The following is an 18,803-nucleotide window of genomic DNA, read 5'->3' on the forward strand; positions in this document are numbered from 1 at the left end:
TCAACCGGCATTCCCTGCGCGACGGTCTTCACGCTTATACGCAGTCTCCCTGGTGCGCCGGGCTTGTTGGCCACCATCCCCACCGCCATGCGCTCGCATTGCGCCGGGTTGATACCAGCGTCGGGGTATCAGGACGCTGCGACTTCACGTCCGCAAGCGATCGTTCGTCCGCGCCTTCGTGAGAAGACGCTGCGATCTCTCGCGGCCATCGCATCCCCGCCTCGCGTGTCGTGACGATCGCGCGCTACGCCCCTCTGCGGTGAGGCGGGATGCGGGGAGATAATCATGATTTCCGAAAATGCGCAAGAGATTTATTTTTTTCGGAAGGTGTACGGGTTGTCTCGCGGCTTGTCCGGCGGCCGTCTGATGGATTTCGTGAAGGGCACCCCTAATTTGGGTCTGACGCCGCGAGAAATTCTTCCGCTTTGGCTCGGCTCGAGAACCGCCCGAGCTCTTCATAGGACGGCTCGTCCTCGGCGTCATCAGCCGATCGCAGGACGACAAAGCAATCCTCATTTCTCAAAATCAGCTCTGTCAGGTCCTCGCTCCGGGACGGAGACATGTCGCGGGCGCCGCAATGAGGACACTCGTCGTCGCACATGCACGACCATTCATCGGTCCAGGCCTGCGCGCAACGTTCACAACGATAGAAGTTCAAGAACCAGGCCATTGCCCGACCTCACGTCTTCAAACGATAGCGGCCGCGCGCTATGAACTCCAGGAATCCCTGATCGCGCAGGAGCTGGAGCTGCTGGCGGATTTTCGGTCGGACGTTCTGGTTGCCGGGATAGAGCAGGCTGAGATGGCGGTCGAAAGCATAGACATCGTCGAGCGTGAATTCAGGCTTGCCGAGCGACTCGACGCATTTCAAGACCTCGATCAGCCATCCGCGTGCATCCAGGGATTCCTTGCGGAGGAAGAGCGTCCTGCTCCACTCCTGCAGCACGACCTCCTTCGAGCGGACGACGCGATTCCGGACGATGTGAATCTTGCCCGACTCGGGAACGCGATCGAGAAGAATGTTCGACCCGACCCATCCGGCGCGGCGCGCGGTCGCCGCAAGCGGCTTGCGCTGCTCGATGATGTCGCGGATGAAGAAGTGCTTCGGCACGACGAAGAGGTTGATGACCGACCGGGTGTCACGGTCATAATTCATCAGCAGGAGATTGGGATTGTTGCTGGCGGCCAGCCGCTCGCACTTCGTCCCATAGGCGCCGTCGGCGACCTTGGCGCCGAATGCCTTCTTCTGGCTCTTCAGCTCGAATTCTTCGCTGCAGGCTTTACAGAGAAAATCCGCCAGCGGGCTGTTGTTGGGAAACTGCGTCATGTTCGACTGGCCGCAGTTCGGACAATAGGCTTGCGCGCCAACCCACGCCTCGGTCCACGCCCGCGCCTTCTGCGTGCCGCTGGTGTAGGCGGTCTGGGATTCTTCGAAGCCGAGTTTCATGTGAGCAGAGTAGCTCAACATGATTTGTTTTCCAGTAGAGATCGCGGGGCCGGACGTCATTGCGAGCGAAGCGGCGAAGCGAAGCAATCCAGATCAGGCCAAGTGCATAGACTGGATTGCTTCGTCGCTATCGCTCCTCGCAATGACGCGGCGAGAAGGTTTACACCTCACCGCTTCTTCCACCCGCCGCGCTTTCCCGGCGCGCCACCGGTCGAGCGCGGAGCCGGGCCGAATTCGGGGCCGGACTCGCGGGAGTTGGTGGGCTGGATGATCTTGCTGCTGCTGCCGAATGGCTTTGGCGGCAGCTTGGCGTTGGGGCGGTAGGGCAGGGATTCCGGGCCGTGCATCTCGTCGAGATGCGGCTTGTGGACTTTGGAGCCGGTGCTTGGGCCGCCGCTGATGATGTCGTCGAGGGACGGCGCGAGCGGGTCGCGGGGCTTCACCCCACCCCGGCCGCCTTTGGCGGCCGACCCTCCCCCTCCAGGGGAGGGTGAAGAGGAGCCGCCAGCGCGTGCCGCAGCGCCACGGCCCTTCATCGCCGTGGTCGGGAGATTTGCGGCGTCGCCGTATTTCTTGGTGCCGGCGTAGGCTCCGGCCTTGCCTTGCACGGTGCGCTGCTTGGCGGTGGGGTCGTCGACGACGGCGAGCTCGGTGGCGCGGAGGCGCTTGACTTCGTCGCGGAGGCGGGCGGCTTCCTCGAAGTTCAAATCGGCGGCGGCTTCGCGCATGCGGGTTTCGAGATCGGCCAGCACCGCCTCGAAATTGTGGCCGATCGAGATGACGTCGTCGGTGGTGGTGCCGCCGCCGGTCTCGATCAGCACGTGGTCGCGCTCGTAGACCGAGTTGAGGATGTCGCCGATCGACTTCTTGACGCTCTCCGGCGTGATGCCGTGGGCCGTGTTGTATTCGACCTGCTTCTCGCGGCGGCGGTTGGTCTCGGCGATGGCGCGCTCCATCGAGCCGGTCATCTGATCGGCGTAGAGGATCACCTTGCCGTCGACGTTGCGCGCGGCGCGGCCGATGGTCTGGATCAGCGACGTCTCGCTGCGCAGAAAGCCTTCCTTGTCGGCGTCGAGGATCGCGACCAGCGCGCATTCGGGAATGTCGAGGCCCTCGCGCAGCAGGTTGATGCCGACCAGCGCGTCGAACGCGCCGAGGCGCAAGTCACGGATGATCTCGATGCGCTCGATGGTGTCGATGTCCGAATGCATGTAGCGGACGCGGATGCCCTGCTCGTGCAGATATTCGGTGAGGTCCTCGGCCATGCGCTTGGTCAGCACCGTGATCAGCGAGCGGTAGCCGGCCTGCGCGGTGGCGCGGACCTCGCCGAGGAGATCGTCGACCTGGGTGCGAGCGGGGCGGATGTCGACGGGGGGATCAATCAGCCCGGTCGGGCGGATGACCTGCTCGACGAACACGCCGCCGGCCTCGTTCAGCTCCCAGCCGCCGGGGGTCGCCGACACCGCCACGGTCTGCGGCCGCATCATGTCCCATTCCTCGAAACGCAGCGGGCGGTTGTCCATGCAGGAGGGCAGGCGGAAGCCGTATTCGGCCAAGGTCGCCTTGCGGCGGAAGTCGCCGCGGAACATGCCGCCGATCTGCGGCACCGTGACGTGGCTTTCGTCGGCGAACACCAGCGCATTGTCGGGGACGTATTCGAACAAAGTCGGCGGCGGCTCGCCGGGCAGGCGGCCGGTGAGGTAGCGCGAGTAGTTCTCGATGCCGGCGCAACTGCCGGTCGCCTCCATCATCTCCAGATCGAAGGTGGTGCGCTGCTCCAGCCGCTGCGCCTCGAGCAGGCGGCCCTGCGCGTGCAACTGGTCGAGCCGCATCTTCAGCTCGGACTTGATCGACTTCATCGCCTGCACCAGGGTCGGGCGCGGCGTCACATAGTGCGAATTGGCGTAGACCTTGATGAACTCCAGCTCGTCCTGCTTGTGGCCGGTGAGCGGATCGAACTCCTCGATGTTCTCCACCGTGTCGCCGAACAAGTTCACGCGCCAGGCGCGGTCCTCATAGTGCGCCGGGAAGATGTCGATGACGTCGCCCCGCACGCGAAAGGTGCCGCGGGTGAAATCGTGCTGGGTGCGCTTGTATTGCAAAGCGACGAGGTCGGCGATGAGTTGGCGCTGGTCGATGCGCTCGCCCTTCTTCAGCGCGAAGGTCATCGCGGTGTAGGTCTCGACCGAGCCGATACCGTAGATGCACGACACCGAGGCGACGATGATCACGTCGTCGCGCTCGAGCAGCGCGCGCGTCGCGGCGTGGCGCATCCGGTCGATCTGCTCGTTGATCGAGGAATCCTTCTCGATGTAGGTGTCGGTGCGCGGGACGTAGGCCTCGGGCTGGTAATAGTCGTAGTACGAGACGAAGTACTCGACCGCGTTGTCCGGGAAGAAGCTCTTGAACTCGCCATAGAGCTGCGCGGCGAGCGTCTTGTTCGGCGCGAGGATGATGGCCGGGCGCTGCGTCGCCTCGATCACCTTCGCCATGGTGTAGGTCTTGCCGGAGCCGGTGACGCCGAGCAGCACCTGGGTGCGGTCGTTGCGCGCGATGCCCTCGACCAGCTCCTTGATCGCCTGCGGCTGGTCGCCCTTCGGCTCATAGGCCGACTTGATCTCGAAGCGGACGCCGCCTTCCGACTTCTCGGGGCGCGGCGGCCGGTGCGGCGTCCACACCTTGAGCGAGCCGTCGTCCTTGCGGAACTCGGGACGACCCTCGCGGATCAGCGACTCCAGCGCTTCCGCCGTGGCCTTGACGCCGAGCGCCTCCATCTTGTTGCGCGGCGGGCGGGCGAGCGCCTCCTCGTCGTCCTCGGCGGTGGGCAGGCCGAGCTGCCGCGCCAGTTCCGGATCGAGCGTCGGGATGGTGGCGGCGGTGCCGTAATTGGCTTGCGGCGCTTCGGCGAGTCCGGAGGCTGAGGCGGCGTCATCCGCCCCGAGGGGGTGATGCTGCGGAGAGAGGCCCCCACCCTGGCCCTCCCCCGCACGCGGGGGAGGGGACGCTAGCGGCGCAGTCTCGGCATCATCGCTGGCGCCGGCACTCGGCGCCTGCCGCCTGGAGCCCTCCCCCGCGTGCGGGGGAGGGTTGGGTGGGGGCGGGCCATGCGACGGATCGTTGTTTGACGATGAACGTCCACCCACCGGCTGCGGATTCGGCCGCAGCGGGATCGGGCGATCGGACGTGTCGCGGGCCGCAAGCTCAGCGCTCTTGCCGCGCGTCGACGCCCGCGCGCGGTGCGCGGCGGCCTCGCCGCCGCTGCGGCGGTCCCAGGAATTGTCCGGCGGAGGCTTCAGTCCCGTTGAGGAACCGATGCCGCTCTCGCCGCGGTTGATGGCGGGATTGAGCAGCTCGGCGAGCGCGGGCGCGATCGGCTGCACGTCGGGCCGGTGCGCTTTCGATTTCGGCGGTCGGCCTGGCTTCTTGGGAGTGTCGGGGGTCTTCGCCATGGCCCGAATATGGGACGGATGGCGCCGAGTTGAAAGAGTGATCGGGCGCCGCGCACCAGCCTTGCTGACAGCATGGTGGCAGCAGCAGGCATCGAGACGCACGTGCTCCCGAAAGGCCACACGAGATCAGCGGGCGACTCGCGAGCCATGACGCGCGCGATGGCGTTGCCGCGACGCCACGCTGCCGTTCAATGCCGCGTCGGCTGCTCGACGATGTCGAGATGCACGCCGTGGCAGGCGACGCATTGCAGGGCCCAGTACTCGGAACCGCCGCGGCCGTTGATGACGCTCAGGACGCTCAGCTCCGCATCGCAGTCCGGGCATCGCGTACGCACCGAAAAAGCGAGGTGTTTGACGGCAGGCTCAGCCATGAATTGCAGTCCGCATTACGAATACACTCGGCATTTCGAATTGGCGTTTGATGTTGGCTTGGAACCGTCTGGCCGCGCGGGGGGACTCTCGGGGACTTCACTCTCGGAGATTGTTCCACGTCGCGCTATCCGTCTTTTCCCGGGGGTCGGTCGATATCCTCCGTCGCGTGCTTCAAAGTGCTGCGATTCGGTCTGCAGGTGTCAGCGCCACCGCTTGCGAAAGCGGTCGATATGGCTTTTCGCGTCGGCAATCGCCATGTCCGCATCGGACCAGGCGAAGCCGACTTCGAGCGAGGGGAACGAAACGCCATTGATCACCACCGGGGTCATGTCCGCGCGGCGGATCCGCGCGTGCCACAAGCCGCGTCCTGCTTCGAACGGCTCGATGGCGAAGTCCTCGTACAAATACGTCATTGCGCAGTCCTGATGTCCCGAACGGCAACGACAGCATGAATTGGTCCGGGCATTTGTGAACAGGTTCACACGTCAGCGTCTTTTTTGATGGCGTCCCTGCGCTGGGAATTCCGGGTCGCGGGCTGTGACGCCGCGCGCATGATCCAGCGTCGGAACGCGGCGAAATCACGTTGGCCGGCCTGGAAATGGCGGTAGACAAGATACCAGCGCTCGCCTTTTGGGACGGTCAATGCGAACGGTGCAACCAGGCGTCCCGCCGCGAGGTCGTCGTCGATATAGGGACGGATGCCCATGGCGACGCCGAGCCCGTCGATCGCAGCCTGCAGCGCATGTCCATAGTACTGGAACTCGGTGCCGCGCGCGCTGACGCGCGTGATGCCCGCGGCCTTCAGCCACAACGCCCAGTCCTCGGCGGCATGCGACACCCGCAGCAGGCTCGAGCCCTTGAGATCGGCAGGCTTCTTCAAGGTCGCGGCGAGCCGCGGCGTGCACACCGGCACGAGATCCGCGGCGAACAGCGGCTCGGCGACGAGGCCCGGCCAGGCGCCGTGGCCGAGCTTGATGCCGCAGCTCCAGTCGTCGCCGAACGGCACCGCCGCCCCGCCGGTGGTGATGCGGACCTCGATGTCCGGCTGCTCGGTGCTGAAATCGGCCAGACGCGGGATCAGCCATTTCATCGCGAACGTCGGCCCGACGCCGAGCGTCAGCACCCGCATCGATGACGGCGCCATGATCTGCGCGGTCAGGCTCGACAGCGCATCGAAGATCGGCGTCAGTCCGCTCTGATAGGCGCGGCCGGCGGCGGTGAGCGCCAGGCGGTTGGCCTTGCGCTCGAACAGCACGACGCCCAGCCGCTGCTCGAGCAGGTTGACCATGCGGCTGATCGCGGCCGCGGAGACGTTGAGCTCGCTGCCTGCCGCGGCGAAGCTGCCGGTGCGCGCCGCCGCCTCGAACGCCTTGATGCCGTTGAGGAACAGCAGCCGTCTCATCGCGCCCTCAGGAAAACTGATGGAGGGCAAGATAACTCGGTTTGTGCGGATGTCGCCAGTGCGACAAATTGCATGGCGAGGAGATCAGCCATGACACCCGCCCTGATTGCAGCGCTCGGATTGCTGATGGTGGCGACGGCGTTCCTGTCGGGGCTGTTCGGCATGGCGGGCGGGCTGATCCTGATCGGCGTGCTGCTGGCGATCATGCCGCTGCCGGCGGCGATGGTGCTGCACGCGGCGACGCAGATGGCGTCCAATGGCTGGCGCGCGGTGCTGTGGCGCCGGCACATCCGCTGGCGGCCAGTCGCGGTGTATCTCGTCGGCTGCGCGCTGGCGCTCGGCCTGTGGTCGCTGGTGCGCTACGTGCCGGGCAAGCCGGCGGCGCTCTTGCTGCTCGGCGTCACCCCGTTCATGGCGCGGCTGATGCCGGCCGGCCTCAAGCCCGATCCGGACAGCGTCTGGCAGGGCGCGATCTACGGCACGATCTGCATGGGGCTGATGCTGATGACCGGCGTGTCGGGGCCGCTGCTCGACACGTTCTTTCTCGGCGCGCGGTTCGACCGCCGCTCGATCGTCGCCACCAAGGCGACGTGTCAGGTCGCGAGCCACCTCACCAAGCTGATCTATTTCGGCGGCATCATCGATCAGGCCGCGAGCCTCGATCCGGTGCTCGCGCTCGTCGCCGTCGGAGCGTCGATGCTCGGCACGAGCCTGGCGCGGCGGCTGCTCGAGGCGATGAGCGAGCAGCAGTTCCGCACCTGGGCCAACCGCATCATCACGGCGGTGGCAAGCTACTACATCCTCTATGGCGGCTGGCTGCTGCTGGCCGCGCAGAGCTCGGCGGCGGCAGAGTGAGGCGAGCATGGCCGGATCGGCAGACCCCCTGGTGCTGGACTTCGTCGAATGGGTCGCGCGCGCGCCGTGCAGCCATGCCGAAGTGGTCGCGACCTGGCGAACGAGCTGCCCGCGCCTGACGGTGTGGGAGGATGCCGCCGATCTGGGCTATGTCACGCGCGAGGCGATCGCGGGCGCCGGCCTCTTCATCATCGTCACCGATGCCGGCGCGCGGCTGCTGCGCGACAACGGCCGCGTCGTGCGCTAGAACGGTCCGGACTTGGAGGAAGGACCGGGAATGGCCGTCAAGCTGTATGAACTCGTCGGGACCGATGCGGGCCGCCCGTTCAGCCCCTATTGCTGGCGCACGCGGATGGCGCTGGCGCACAAGGGGCTGAGCGCTGATACGATTCCGTGGCGCTTCACCGAGAAGAGCGCGATCGCGCCGCATGGATCGGAGAAGGTGCCGGTCATGCTCGACGGCGACCGCGCGGTCGCCGATTCCTGGGCGATCGCCAACTACCTCGAGGACACCTATCCGGATCGGCCCTCGCTGTTCGGCGGCGCCGGCGGCCGCGCGATGGCGCGCTTCCTCAATGCCTGGGGCGATATCGCCATCGTCGGCGGCATCTTTCCGCTGATCATCGCCGACATTCCGAAGAACCTCGCCGCCGAGGATGCCGACTATTTCCGCAAGTCGCGCGAGGCGCGGTTCGGCAAGAGCCTCGAAGAGGTCATGGCCTCGCGCGACCAGGCGGTCATCGGCTTCCGCAGATCGCTGGAGCCGCTGCGGCAGACCCTGAAGACGCAGGCCTTCATCGGCGGCGACGCGCCCGACTATGCCGACTACATCGTGTTCGGCGGCTTCCAATGGGCACGCGTGGTGAGCCCGTTCCGGCTGCTCGAGGAGAACGACAGCGTCCATGCCTGGCGCGAGCGGCTGCTCGATGCATTCGACGGGCTGGCGCGCAAGTCGCCGGGCCATCCGGTCTAGCAACGCGGCGGCCGGCGCTCGCGCCAGGCCGCCAGCCCGTCCGCGAGATCGCGGCTGCCGACGAGGCTCACGAACTGTTCACTCTCGACCTGCAGCCCTTCGCCGATCGCCATGTTGAGCCCGCGCGTCGCGGCGGTGATGATGCCGGCGACGGTGTCCGGCCCGTGGCGGATGATGCGCTGTGCCAGCGCGCGCGCCGCCGGCAACAGCTCGTCGTGCGGCACGACGGCGTTGACGAGGCCGATCTCCAGCGCGCGCTGTGCCGGGAAAGAATCGCCGGTCAGCAGCAGTTCGAGTCCGCGCTTGCGGCCGACCAGCCGCGGCAGCCGTTGCGTGCCGCCGAAGGTCGGCGGCATGCCGAGCCTGATCTCGGGCTTGGCGAAGCTGGCGCGCTCGCTCGCGACCGCAAGATGCACGGCCTCGGTGATCTCGCAGCCGCCGCCGAAGGCGAGCCCGTTGACGGCGGCGATGACCGGCTTGCGGAACGCCTCAAGCCGCGCCGTCATCGCCTGGCCGCGCCGGACGAAGTCGCGCAGCGCGGCAGCGCGCCCCTGGCGGACGCTTGCGGTGAATTCGTCGATGTCGGCGCCGGCCGAGAAGGCGCGTTGTCCCGCACCGGTGAGGATCACGGCCCTGACGCCGGCATCGGTCTCGATGCGGTCGAGCGCGGCCATCAATCGATCGATCAGCGCGTAGCTGAGCGCGTTCAGCCGCTGCGGCCGGTTCAGCGTGATCACGGCGATGCGGTCAGAGATGTCGAGCAGGATGAGGTCGGTCATGGTGTCTCGCAGGCTGGCGGTTGGAGCAGGCAAAGACTAGGCGCCGCGGCAGCCGAGGTATATTCACTGGTCAGTATACATTGACCGAGCGCCGCCATGCCCCGTTCCTCCGATCCCACGCCCGCCCGCATCGTCGCCGCCGCGAGCAGGCTGTTCTATGCCGAGGGCATCCGCGCCGTCAGCGTCGACGCGGTGGCGGAGAAGGCGGGGGTCACCAAGAAGACGCTGTACTATCATTTCCGCAGCAAGGACGATCTGGTCGCGGCCTATCTTGCCGCGCGCGACCAGCCGAACCTGACGCTGTTCAAGCGCTGGTTCGACGAGACCGAGGGCGGGCTGCCCGACAAGATCGCCGGGATCTTCAACCAGCTCGCGCGCGCTGCGCGACATCCGAAATGGCGCGGCTGCGGCTTCCTGCGCACCACCGCGGAGCTCGCCAATCTGCCCGGCCATCCCGCGATCAGGATCGGCGCCGCCCACAAGAAGAAGTTCGAGGCCTGGCTGCAGGCGGTCTTCGAGGAGCAGGGAATTGCCGAAGCAGGCGGGCTCGCGCGGCAGATGCTGCTGCTGCTCGACGGCGCATTCGCGGTCGTGCTGCTGCATCGGGACGCCAGCTACATGGAAACCGCGGGCGCGGCGGCGCGGACGCTGGTCGCGGCGGCGCTGCCAAAGGGGAGGCGATATGCTTCCCGCAGGACCGTCAGCCGGCGCAGCCGCGTCCCCTGACCTGCTCGCCGCGAACGATCGTTGCGACCATCCGGCTCGCCATGCCGTCGAAATCGGATGGCTTGATGTAGCCGGCGGCGTAGGCTTCCTGGGTGAGCCGTTCGATCCTTCGATCCTCGGCGGTGGTCCATACGCCCGCGATATAGGCGGCGCCGGCCGGACCATAGGTCTCGGGATAGCGCTCGTTCTGGTTCTGCCGGTGATAGTAGTAGTGGTTGAGGCCGCTGATGAAGCTGTCGCGCTTGGCGCCGCAGCGGTCGCTCCAGGCGAGGTCGAGCGACTTCAGCGCGTCTTCGCGCTGCGAACGCCGGGCGTCCTCGGTGTATTTCTCGTGGTCCTGAAACTCCGCGCCGGTGACCGGCGGAAACGCCGCCGCGGTCGGCGCTTCGGTCAGGAACAGGCGTCCGCCAACCTGCCAGACGACGATGGCCGCAATGATGAAGATCAGCCGGTTCATGGCAGCGCTCGTTTGCTATCGCCGGTCCCGTTGCGCCTGCCGCGTCCGGCACACCGCCGACTCGTCGGACCAGAAGGCGGGTCCGGCGAATTGCGGGACCTCCTCGCGCACGTCGGCCGGAAAGTCCGCCTTGGTGATCCCCTTTTCCTCGAAGGCTTCGAACAACGCCTCCTTCACGCGCTGATCGAGCGGCGTGCCGACGCTGTCGGCCGCCTCCTGGAGCGATTTGTCGGTGCAGATCTTTGCGCCCCAGAACTGCCGCTTGCAATCCAGCTTGGCAACATAGGCGCGGGTGTAGGCCGTCAGTGCGTCCACCAGGTTCTGCTTCATGGTCTGGTCGCACGGCGACAGCTTGTAGGCCGTCGCGGCCTGCAATGCGTCCATCCGCAACGCGTCGAGCTTGGGATTCTTGTCGCTCTGCGAGGTGTGCTGCGCGAGCCACGCCTTGCGGTCGAACTCCTTTGCCTCCGGGCCGCCGAAGGTCATGTCGACCGTGGGGGATAGGGGAGCCACGACAGCCACGCCCCCCGGCGCCGGCGCAGCAAGGTTTGAGACCGTTTCAATCGAAGCTGTCCGCATCATGCCCCGCCACGGTCCATCCGGAAGCGGAAATCCCCTGACCGCCCAACTCACTCCTGCGAACGCAGCAAAAAATGCCGCACCTGCGGCGCCAATGAATCGCAACATGAAATAAGCCCATCCGCCAACGCCTGCACGGTAGTGCGTGCGGGTTAATGCATCCGATAGGGCCGCCGGCGGCGCGCAACGACGTGAACCGATCGTGACCGTGTTCGGCCGCGTTTGAAGAAAATGGCTCATGAGAAGGCTGCACGGCGATTCACAGCCTGCCGAGGTGACGTCACGTCCTGAGGGGCAACACCGAACGGCGCGCGAGCAGCGCGATGGCGGCATCGAGATCCGGCAGCACGGCCGCCGCATTCGCCCGCGAATGATCGTTCGGCGGCACGATGTCCGGCACCATCAAGGTGATCGCGCCGGCGGCGTGCGCCGAGGCGACGCCGGGATTGGAATCCTCGATCGCGACGCAGGCCGGCGCGTGCGTCCGCAGCCGTTCCGCGGCAAGCAGATAGAGGTCCGGATGCGGTTTGGCGCGGGCCACGTCGTCGCGCGTCAGGACCGCATCGAAGCGGTGATCGATGCGGGCGAGGCGGAGATGCTCCGCGGCCGTGCGGCGCGAGGACGAGGTGACGACGGCCTTGGGCAGGCCGACCGCGTCGATCGCATCGAGCAGCGCGATGACGCCAGGCTTCAGCGGCATGCCCGCCTGCAGGATCTCGACCGTCTTGGCCGCGAACAGGCGGTTGACTTCGGCCAGCGGAAAATCGTCGCCGAAATGGTCGCGCAGGGTCTGCTCGTTGTCGGGTCCGGGAATGCCGATCATCGCGTGACAGAGCTCGACGACGCCGTCGCTGTAGCCGAGCGCATTCAGCGCCGCGATCGCAGCTTCGAGATAGACCTTCTCGGTGTCGAGCAGCGTGCCATCCATGTCGAGCAGGACGGCTTCGACGTGCCAGCGTGTCACGAGCGCGGCTCCGGTTTGCCGGCCAGTCTCTTGAGGCAGTTGGCGCACAGGCAGTCCTTGAAATTGCTTTGTCCGGTCTTGGGCAGCGGCAGGCGCACGGCCTCGTCGAAGCACCAGCAGGAGCCGCCCGGATCGCAGCTGAACGCCGTGCCGCACGACTCGCAGATGAGTTGCCGCGCGGTCATGTCCGCTAAACGATTTGTCACCTTCGGAACCACGTCCGACCAGCCCCTTTTCATGTCCGGTTCATCTGCCGGGGCAAGTATAGTGCGTGACAATCTGCCGCGCCATCGCAGTCTGCGGTCGCGGCAACACAGCGTTTCGGGAGCTCCCGCGATGACGGGCTCGAGGATGTGGCATGGCGCGTGATGCTCGAGCGGCTCTTGTCGCATTGAATCGCTTCGGCTTCGGCGCGCGTGGCGGTGCCTCGGGCGATCTCGTCAATGCGGCGTCGGACCCGCGCGGCTTCGTCAAGGCCGAGCTCGGCCGTCCCGATGGAGCGCTGCTGGAGGCGCCGGGTCTGCAGCCGACGGCAGCACTCGCCGCTGCCGTCTTCGCCTATCAGGACGAGGTCAAGCGGGCCCGCGAGGCCGCGAAGTCGGAGGCTGCGCCGCAGGAGCAGTCCAGCCCCACGCGCGGCCTTTCGACGAACGGCGCGGACAAAGCCATGGCCGCAACGCCCTCGGCGGCCCCAGCGGCCGGTGCCGACCCCGCATCCGCGATGCAGGGAGCGCCGGCAAAGCCCGCGCAAGCCCAGCAGCCGCCCAACGTCGTCCAGAAGACCTTCCGTGCCGAAGCGCTGGCGCGGCTGCAGCGCGCCGTGCTCGCCGATTGCGGCTTCACCGAGCGGCTGGTGGCGTTCTGGTCGAATCATTTCTGCATCTCCGCCGGCAAGGGCGAGTTGGCGCGGATGTGGGCCGGCGCGTTCGAGCGCGAGGCGATCCGGCCGCACGTGCTCGGGCGCTTCGTCGACATGCTGAAGGCGGTCGAGCAGCATCCGGCGATGCTGTTCTTTCTCGACAACCAGGAATCGCTCGGACCGGACTCGCGTGCCGGCCAGAACCGCAAGCGCGGCCTCAACGAGAATCTCGCGCGCGAGATCATGGAGCTGCACACGCTGGGTGTCGGCGGCGGCTACAGCCAGGAGGACGTGACCTCGCTGGCGCGCATCATCACCGGCTGGAGCTTCGCCGGCCGCAACACCCGCAACGCGGCGCCCGGCAGCTTCGTGTTCAATGCCAATGCGCATCAGCCGGGGCCGCAGACGTTGCTCGGCAGGGTCTATGCGGATGATGGCCTCGCCCAGGGCGAAGCTGCGCTCGCCGACATCGCACGGCATCCGTCGACCGCGAAGTTCATCGCCGCCAAGCTCGCACGTCATTTCATTGCCGACGATCCGCCGCCCGCGCTCGTCGCGCGACTCGAAGCCGTGTTCAGGAGGAGCGATGGCGACCTCAAGGCGCTGACCTTGGCGCTGGTGGACTCCGACGATGCCTGGTCGGCGCCGCTCACCAAGATCCGCTCGCCCTATGAGTTCCTGGTCGCCGGCGGCCGGCTGCTGGCGCGCGTGCCGGAGGATCCCGGCTTCTATCTCACTTCCCTGAACACGCTGGGCCAGCCGTTGTGGACGCCCGCGGGACCAAACGGATTCGCTGATACCAATGCGGTGTGGGCCGCGCCGGAAGGCATGAAGCTGCGGCTGGACATCTCGTCGCAGCTCGGCGGCCGACTCGGCAACAATCTCGATCCGCGCGAGCTGCTCGAGCTCGTCGCCGGCGATGCTGCGTCGACCGAGACACGCCGCACGATCGAGCGCGCGGAGTCGCGCCAGCAGGCGCTGGCGCTGCTGTTGATGTCGCCGGAATTCCAGAGGAGATGACGATGGACCGGATCGCGACCTCGCTGTTGACCTCGCGACGCCACTTGCTGCTGGCAGGCGCGTCCTTCGCCGCGTGGGGCTATTTGCCGAAATTCGCCCGCGCCGCCGACCAGCGCGATCCGCGGCTGATCGTCGTAATCCTGCGCGGCGCGCTCGATGGCCTCGCCACCGTCGCGCCGGTCGGGGATCCCGACTACGCCGGACTGCATGGCGCGATCGCGCTGACGACGGCGGGACCAACTCCGGCGCTGCCGCTCGACTCGTTCTTTGCGCTGCATCCGTCGATGCCGGAATTCGCGCGCATGTATCGCGACAAGCAGGCTGCCGTGGTTCACGCGGTCGCGACACCGTATCGCGAGCGCTCGCATTTCGATGGCCAGGACGTGCTCGAAAGCGGCTTCGCCGGTCCCGGCCGCGTGCAATCGGGCTGGCTGAACCGCGCAGTCGAGGCGCTGCCGCGCGGCCCCCGCGTCACGGGCGCGCTCGCGGTCGGTCCGACGGCACCGCTGGTGCTGCGCGGCGCAGCGCCCACCGTCGGCTGGGCGCCGGTAACCTTGCCGCAGGCCGATGACGACACCGCGATGCGGCTGGTCGACCTCTATGCGCATCGCGATCCCGCATTGGCGGCTGCGCTGTCGCAAGGGCTGAAGCTCGAGAAGGTCGCGTTCGGTGACGACATGAAGCCCAAGCCGGGCGGCAACCAGATCGCGGCGATGCGCCAGGTCGCGCGCGGCGCGGCGAAGCTGATCGCGGCGGATGAGGGTCCGCGCATCGCGGCGCTGGCCTTCGACGGCTGGGATACGCATGCCAATGAAGGCGGCGCAATCGGCCGGCTGGCGCAGCTGTTGTCGGGCCTCGACGGCGCGCTCGCCGAGTTCGAGAGCGGTCTTGGCCCACGCTGGCGGGATACGGTCGTGGTGGTCGCAACCGAGTTCGGGCGCACGGCGAAGATCAACGGCACCCAGGGGACCGATCATGGCACCGGGACGATTGCGCTGCTCGCCGGCGGCGCGGTGAAGGGCGGGCGGGTGATCGCCGACTGGCCGACGCTGAAGATGGCGAGCCTCTACCAGGGACGCGATCTTGCGCCGACGACGGATCTGCGCGCGGTGTTCAAGGGCGTACTCGCCGATCATCTCGGCATCGGCGAGCACGCGCTCGGCGGCGCGGTGTTTCCGGACAGCGCGGCCGTGAAGCCAATCAAGGGGCTCGTGGCCTAGGGCTCGCTTGCGCCATGTCCTGATCGGGGCCCTGAAGCGTTCCACATCGCGGCATCAGCGGCCACCGCCGCGGGCGCATTGCACCGCGAAGTCTGCTACTCCTCGACCTGCGGCATTCACCCCTCAGGAGATCAGCATGTTCATCGCCATGAATCGTTTTCGCGTCGCCAAGGGCTCAGAGGCCGCCTTCGAGCAGGTCTGGCTGTCGCGCGACAGCCATCTCGACAAGGTGCCGGGCTTCGTCGAGTTTCACTTGTTGAAGGGACCGGAAGCGGAGGACCATACGCTGTATGCCTCGCACACGATCTGGGCGTCGAAAGCTGCGTTCGAGGACTGGACCAGGTCCGAAGCCTTCCGCGCCGCGCACCACCGGGCCGGCGACACCAAGGTGCACTATCTCGGCCCGCCGCAGTTCGAGGGGTTCGAGGTCCGCCAAACGGTAGGCAGCAAGACGTAGGACAAGGACAGAGTCCACCATTCAGACGAGATCCGTCTCCGCGGCCCGTCTTGGCTGAGCACGGCCGAGCGGACGCTTGATTTGCGCTGAACGACACGGCGGCCGACAGGACCCGGACGGTCGCCGGTCGTGCGCCCTCGGAAGCTGCTCGCCCGGGCCTCGCCGGGCAAGCCGTACCGCCGAACCTGCTGACATCAACAAGGACGACGCCCCAGTGAAGCTCCGGCTGAGTCGCGGAGATGCGACGGTGTGCCGACGCTGACCAGTCGTCGCCGTCGGCAGACGCGCATGCGACCTCAGGCGCTCTCGGGAACTGGAGCCTCACGAGGCTGTTATCGCGTGTCTGAAACAGGAAGCCGAATGTCCGGCAGGGCGGGCAGCGCCAGCCAGCGCCCTCGGTCGTTCTGTTCTAGCGAAGGCCCGGATGGTTGCTCGGATCGAGGACGAACCTTCTGGCATATGACCACCGGCGCCGGCGACATCGTCAGAAGCTTCCCTCCGTTGCAACGCGCCACCTTCGTCGACGTTGACAGCCTGACCGCTTGAGCGACGCGCGCTGCCCTTCCTCGTTCGGAGAGAGATTCGATGATCATCAGACAGCCGCTCAAGGTCCGCACCCCAGAGGAAGTTCTCGGGCTGATCAGCGCGCTGGCCATCGCCATTTTTGCGGTCATCATCATCGCGCTGCTGTATTTTGGTCGCGATATCCTGGTCCCCGTGGCCCTGGCCATCCTGCTCAGCTTCGTATTGGCGCCATTGGTCGCGCAACTGCAGCGGCTTCGTGCCCCGCGCGGACTGGCCGTCGTCAGCGTGGTCGTTCTCGCATTCGTCGTGATCTTTACACTGGGCAGCCTGCTCGCCACCCAGCTCACCCAGCTTGCCAGTGAGCTGCCGAACTATCAATCGACGATGAGCAACAAGATCCAGTCGTTCCGCGACACCAAAGCCGGCAGAGGGACGCTCGAGCGTGCATCGGACATGCTCAAGGATCTGGGCAAGGAACTCGACAAACAGAAAGAGCCGGAAGCGGCTCGGCTGCCGAGCGGACTGCGAACGAATTCCTCAGTCCCTGTGACCCCGATCCCGGTGGAGGTCCGGCAGCCCGATCCCGGAGCGCTAGACAGTCTCCGCACGCTGATTTCGCCGCTCATTCATCCGCTGGCGACGACCGGCATCATCATCATCTTCGTGATCTTCATATTGCTTCAACGCGAGGACCTGCGGAATCGGCTCATTCGCCTTGCGGGCTCATCCGACCTGCAGCGCACCACGGCGGCGCTCGATGATGCGGCTTACAGGCTCAGCCGGCTGTTCCTCACCCAGCTCGCCCTGAACGGCGGATTCGGCGTCGTGATCGGCGTCGGCTTGTGGTTCATCGGCATCCCCAGCGCCCTCCTTTGGGGGATCCTCGCCGCAGCGCTTCGGTTCGTGCCCTATATCGGCGCCGTCATCGCCGCGGCGTTTCCGCTTGCTCTGGCGGCAGCGGTCGACCCTGGCTGGTCGATGCTGATTTGGACCTTGGCCCTGTTTCTCGTGGTCGAGCCGTTGCTCGGCCACGTCATCGAACCGATGGTCTATGGGCGCAGCACGGGCCTGTCCCCCGTGGCGGTGGTCGTTTCAGCCGCGTTCTGGACCGCGCTGTGGGGCCCAATCGGGTTGGTGCTCGCGACGCCGCTGACGGTCTGCCTGGTCGTCATCGGACGACATGTGGAGCGCCTGGAGTTCCTCGACGTCATGTTCGGTGATCGTCCAGCGCTGTCTCCTCCCGAGATCTTCTACCAGCGCATGCTTGCGAACGATCCGACGGAAGCGGCCGAGAAGGCAGAGGAGTTCTTGAAGGAGCGCTCGTTGATTGCCTATTGCGACGAGGTCGCGGTGAAGGGACTGCAATTGGCCCAAGCCGACGCCGACCGAGGGGCGCTCGCCTATGATCGCCTTGCAACGATCCGTGACGCCGTCGCCGAGTTGACCGCCGATCTTTCCGATCAAAATGATGGTCCGCTGGCGAAACGCGAGACCACCAGCGATCCGGAAGCTGCATCGGCCGTCGACAGCTCGGCCAGCAGTGGGGCAATCGACACGATACCCATCCTCAGCAAGGACAATCTCGCCGAAGGATGGCGGAGCGAGCAGCCGGTCCTGTGCGTGGCCGGGCGAACCCCGATCGACGAAGCGGCGGCGGTGATTCTCGCGCAACTGTCGTCGGTGCACGGGTTGGGCGCGAAGGTCTCAGGAGCGGAGGCGCTCTCGACGGCGAACGTCATCAAGCTCGAGCCCGCAGGTGTTGCGATTGCCTGCCTGATCTATATCGGCAATTCCGGCGTTGCACATATGCGCTACTCCGTTCGTCGCTTGAAGCGACGACTCCCCAAGGCAAGAGTGATGTTGGTCTGCTGCGCGGCCGACGTCGATCAGGAGGCCGCGAAGGTGCTGCAGGAAGCCACCAAGGCCGATCTGGTCGCGGCGAGCATGGGTGAGGCTGTCAGAATGTGCGTCGAAGTCGCGCAGGCGAAGGCTTCTCAGCAGGTCCCATTGAAGCAGCAGAACACGACGACCAACGTAGCGTGAGACGCGCCACGTCCAACGACCAAGGCCAGACAAAAAAATGCGGCCCCGGTCAGAGACGGCGACTGACGGGGACCGCTGAAACGCGTGACCGGTGACGGGGGATGATCAGGCGCTCGATGGAGCGTAGGCCTGCCCCGTGACGGCGGCGTGACACCGCCCGTTCACAGCGCCTTGCGGTAGACGATGAAGCCCGAGCGCTCGGCGATCTTGTCGTAGAGCGCCTGTGCCGTGGTGTTGGTCTCGTGCGTCTGCCAATAGACCCGCGGCGCACCGGCCTGACGCGCTTCGCGGTAGACCGCCTCGATCAGCGCCCGTCCGACGCCCTTGCCGCGGGCGGCCTCGCTCGTGAACAGGTCGTTGAGATAGCAGAGCGGCCCGATCGTGGTGGTGGCGCGATGAAACAGGTAGTGCGCCAGGCCGATCAACTCGCCACCGCTCTCGGCGACCAGGGCATGGACCGGCTCGTCGGCATCGAAGAAGCGCGACCATGTCATCGCGGTCACCTCGGCCGGCAGCGCCGTCGGCCCCGAACGGCCGTAGAAGGCATTGTAGCCGTCCCAGAGCGGCAGCCAGTGATCATGGTCGTCGCGCGCGATGGCGCGCACAGTGAGTGCTTCGTGCATGAAGGCTTCGCCGTCCGTTTGAATCTCGACGGACCTTCGATACGCGCAGCCGC

At 66.6% G+C, this 18,803-nt stretch carries 20 protein-coding genes; 8 read left to right on the top strand and 12 right to left on the bottom strand.

What is annotated here, in order from left to right; all coding sequences use genetic code 11:
* Positions 1-388: 388 nt before the first annotated feature.
* From ACQR03_RS08705 to ACQR03_RS08730, 6 genes are all read right to left on the bottom strand, one after another.
* Positions 389-670, bottom strand: coding sequence for a hypothetical protein (locus ACQR03_RS08705; RefSeq protein WP_315714092.1), 282 nt, complete (start codon positions 668-670; stop codon positions 389-391).
* A 9-nt stretch (positions 671-679) separates the two neighbouring features.
* Positions 680-1,468: a DpnI domain-containing protein gene (locus ACQR03_RS08710; RefSeq protein WP_316172602.1), complete on the bottom strand. Its 789-nt coding sequence runs from the start codon at positions 1,466-1,468 to the stop codon at positions 680-682.
* A gap of 146 nt (positions 1,469-1,614) precedes the next feature.
* Entirely contained in the window at positions 1,615-4,896 is a 3,282-nt protein-coding gene (uvrB, locus tag ACQR03_RS08715; protein WP_315750051.1) for an excinuclease ABC subunit UvrB, read from the bottom strand.
* 188 nt (positions 4,897-5,084) lie between these two features.
* Positions 5,085-5,267: a hypothetical protein gene (locus tag ACQR03_RS08720; RefSeq protein WP_315714095.1), complete on the bottom strand. Its 183-nt coding sequence runs from the start codon at positions 5,265-5,267 to the stop codon at positions 5,085-5,087.
* Between the two features lie 201 nt (positions 5,268-5,468).
* Positions 5,469-5,681: a hypothetical protein gene (locus tag ACQR03_RS08725; protein ID WP_035655128.1), complete on the bottom strand. Its 213-nt coding sequence runs from the start codon at positions 5,679-5,681 to the stop codon at positions 5,469-5,471.
* A gap of 65 nt (positions 5,682-5,746) precedes the next feature.
* Complete coding sequence (locus ACQR03_RS08730) at positions 5,747-6,670, bottom strand: LysR substrate-binding domain-containing protein (RefSeq protein ID WP_315768693.1); 924 nt, start codon at positions 6,668-6,670, stop codon at positions 5,747-5,749.
* 90 nt (positions 6,671-6,760) lie between these two features.
* On the opposite strand from ACQR03_RS08730, the gene ACQR03_RS08735 reads away from it, so the two are divergent.
* Genes ACQR03_RS08735 through ACQR03_RS08745 form a run of 3 tightly spaced genes read left to right on the top strand, consistent with a single transcriptional unit; the run spans position 6,761 to position 8,498 of the window.
* Positions 6,761-7,525 (top strand): TSUP family transporter, encoded by a 765-nt coding sequence (locus ACQR03_RS08735; RefSeq protein ID WP_434841386.1) that lies wholly within the window; start codon positions 6,761-6,763, stop codon positions 7,523-7,525.
* Between the two features lie 7 nt (positions 7,526-7,532).
* The gene (locus tag ACQR03_RS08740) at positions 7,533-7,772 is read left to right on the top strand and encodes a hypothetical protein (RefSeq protein ID WP_434841385.1); all 240 of its coding nucleotides are present in this window, start codon (positions 7,533-7,535) and stop codon (positions 7,770-7,772) included.
* A gap of 30 nt (positions 7,773-7,802) precedes the next feature.
* Positions 7,803-8,498 carry a glutathione S-transferase family protein gene (locus ACQR03_RS08745; RefSeq protein WP_434841384.1) on the top strand — a complete coding sequence of 232 codons (696 nt, stop codon included), beginning with the start codon at positions 7,803-7,805 and terminating at the stop codon, positions 8,496-8,498.
* Here the strand turns inward: ACQR03_RS08745 and ACQR03_RS08750 are convergent.
* Complete coding sequence (locus tag ACQR03_RS08750) at positions 8,495-9,277, bottom strand: crotonase/enoyl-CoA hydratase family protein (protein WP_434841383.1); 783 nt, start codon at positions 9,275-9,277, stop codon at positions 8,495-8,497. The genes ACQR03_RS08745 and ACQR03_RS08750 overlap by 4 nt on opposite strands.
* Before the next feature lie 96 nt (positions 9,278-9,373).
* Between ACQR03_RS08750 and ACQR03_RS08755 the strand changes: the two genes are divergently transcribed.
* Positions 9,374-10,003: a TetR/AcrR family transcriptional regulator gene (locus ACQR03_RS08755; protein ID WP_316192029.1), complete on the top strand. Its 630-nt coding sequence runs from the start codon at positions 9,374-9,376 to the stop codon at positions 10,001-10,003.
* Here the strand turns inward: ACQR03_RS08755 and ACQR03_RS08760 are convergent.
* From ACQR03_RS08760 to ACQR03_RS08775, 4 genes are read right to left on the bottom strand one after another with little or no spacing between them, the layout of a single operon-like run.
* Positions 9,978-10,460, bottom strand: coding sequence for a hypothetical protein (locus tag ACQR03_RS08760; RefSeq protein ID WP_315750057.1), 483 nt, complete (start codon positions 10,458-10,460; stop codon positions 9,978-9,980). The two genes, ACQR03_RS08755 and ACQR03_RS08760, sit on opposite strands and share 26 nt — an antisense overlap.
* Positions 10,461-10,475: 15 nt before the next feature.
* Positions 10,476-11,279 carry a hypothetical protein gene (locus tag ACQR03_RS08765; protein WP_434841382.1) on the bottom strand — a complete coding sequence of 268 codons (804 nt, stop codon included), beginning with the start codon at positions 11,277-11,279 and terminating at the stop codon, positions 10,476-10,478.
* Positions 11,280-11,319: 40 nt separating this feature from the next.
* Positions 11,320-12,003, bottom strand: coding sequence for an HAD family hydrolase (locus ACQR03_RS08770; protein WP_316166511.1), 684 nt, complete (start codon positions 12,001-12,003; stop codon positions 11,320-11,322).
* Positions 12,000-12,242: a cysteine-rich CWC family protein gene (locus tag ACQR03_RS08775; RefSeq protein ID WP_434841381.1), complete on the bottom strand. Its 243-nt coding sequence runs from the start codon at positions 12,240-12,242 to the stop codon at positions 12,000-12,002. Before ACQR03_RS08775 ends, ACQR03_RS08770 begins: the two co-directional genes overlap by 4 nt.
* Before the next feature lie 119 nt (positions 12,243-12,361).
* On the opposite strand from ACQR03_RS08775, the gene ACQR03_RS08780 reads away from it, so the two are divergent.
* The 4 genes from ACQR03_RS08780 to ACQR03_RS08795 all read left to right on the top strand — a co-directional run bounded on the left by ACQR03_RS08780 (position 12,362) and on the right by ACQR03_RS08795 (position 18,127).
* Complete coding sequence (locus tag ACQR03_RS08780; RefSeq protein WP_434841380.1) at positions 12,362-13,882, top strand: DUF1800 domain-containing protein; 1,521 nt, start codon at positions 12,362-12,364, stop codon at positions 13,880-13,882.
* Positions 13,879-15,102: a DUF1501 domain-containing protein gene (locus ACQR03_RS08785; RefSeq protein WP_434841379.1), complete on the top strand. Its 1,224-nt coding sequence runs from the start codon at positions 13,879-13,881 to the stop codon at positions 15,100-15,102. The genes ACQR03_RS08780 and ACQR03_RS08785 overlap by 4 nt, the downstream gene beginning before the upstream one ends.
* A 136-nt stretch (positions 15,103-15,238) precedes the next feature.
* Positions 15,239-15,559 carry an antibiotic biosynthesis monooxygenase family protein gene (locus tag ACQR03_RS08790; protein ID WP_315714107.1) on the top strand — a complete coding sequence of 107 codons (321 nt, stop codon included), beginning with the start codon at positions 15,239-15,241 and terminating at the stop codon, positions 15,557-15,559.
* A 585-nt stretch (positions 15,560-16,144) separates the two neighbouring features.
* The gene (locus ACQR03_RS08795; protein WP_434841378.1) at positions 16,145-18,127 is read left to right on the top strand and encodes an AI-2E family transporter; all 1,983 of its coding nucleotides are present in this window, start codon (positions 16,145-16,147) and stop codon (positions 18,125-18,127) included.
* Between the two features lie 161 nt (positions 18,128-18,288).
* On the opposite strand, the gene ACQR03_RS08800 is transcribed toward ACQR03_RS08795, so the two are convergent.
* Positions 18,289-18,750 (bottom strand): GNAT family N-acetyltransferase, encoded by a 462-nt coding sequence (locus ACQR03_RS08800; protein WP_315750064.1) that lies wholly within the window; start codon positions 18,748-18,750, stop codon positions 18,289-18,291.
* Positions 18,751-18,803 lie beyond the last annotated feature (53 nt).

The sequence above is a fragment of the Bradyrhizobium sp. HKCCYLS3070 genome (assembly GCF_051167575.1).
GTDB lineage: Bacteria > Pseudomonadota > Alphaproteobacteria > Rhizobiales > Xanthobacteraceae > Bradyrhizobium.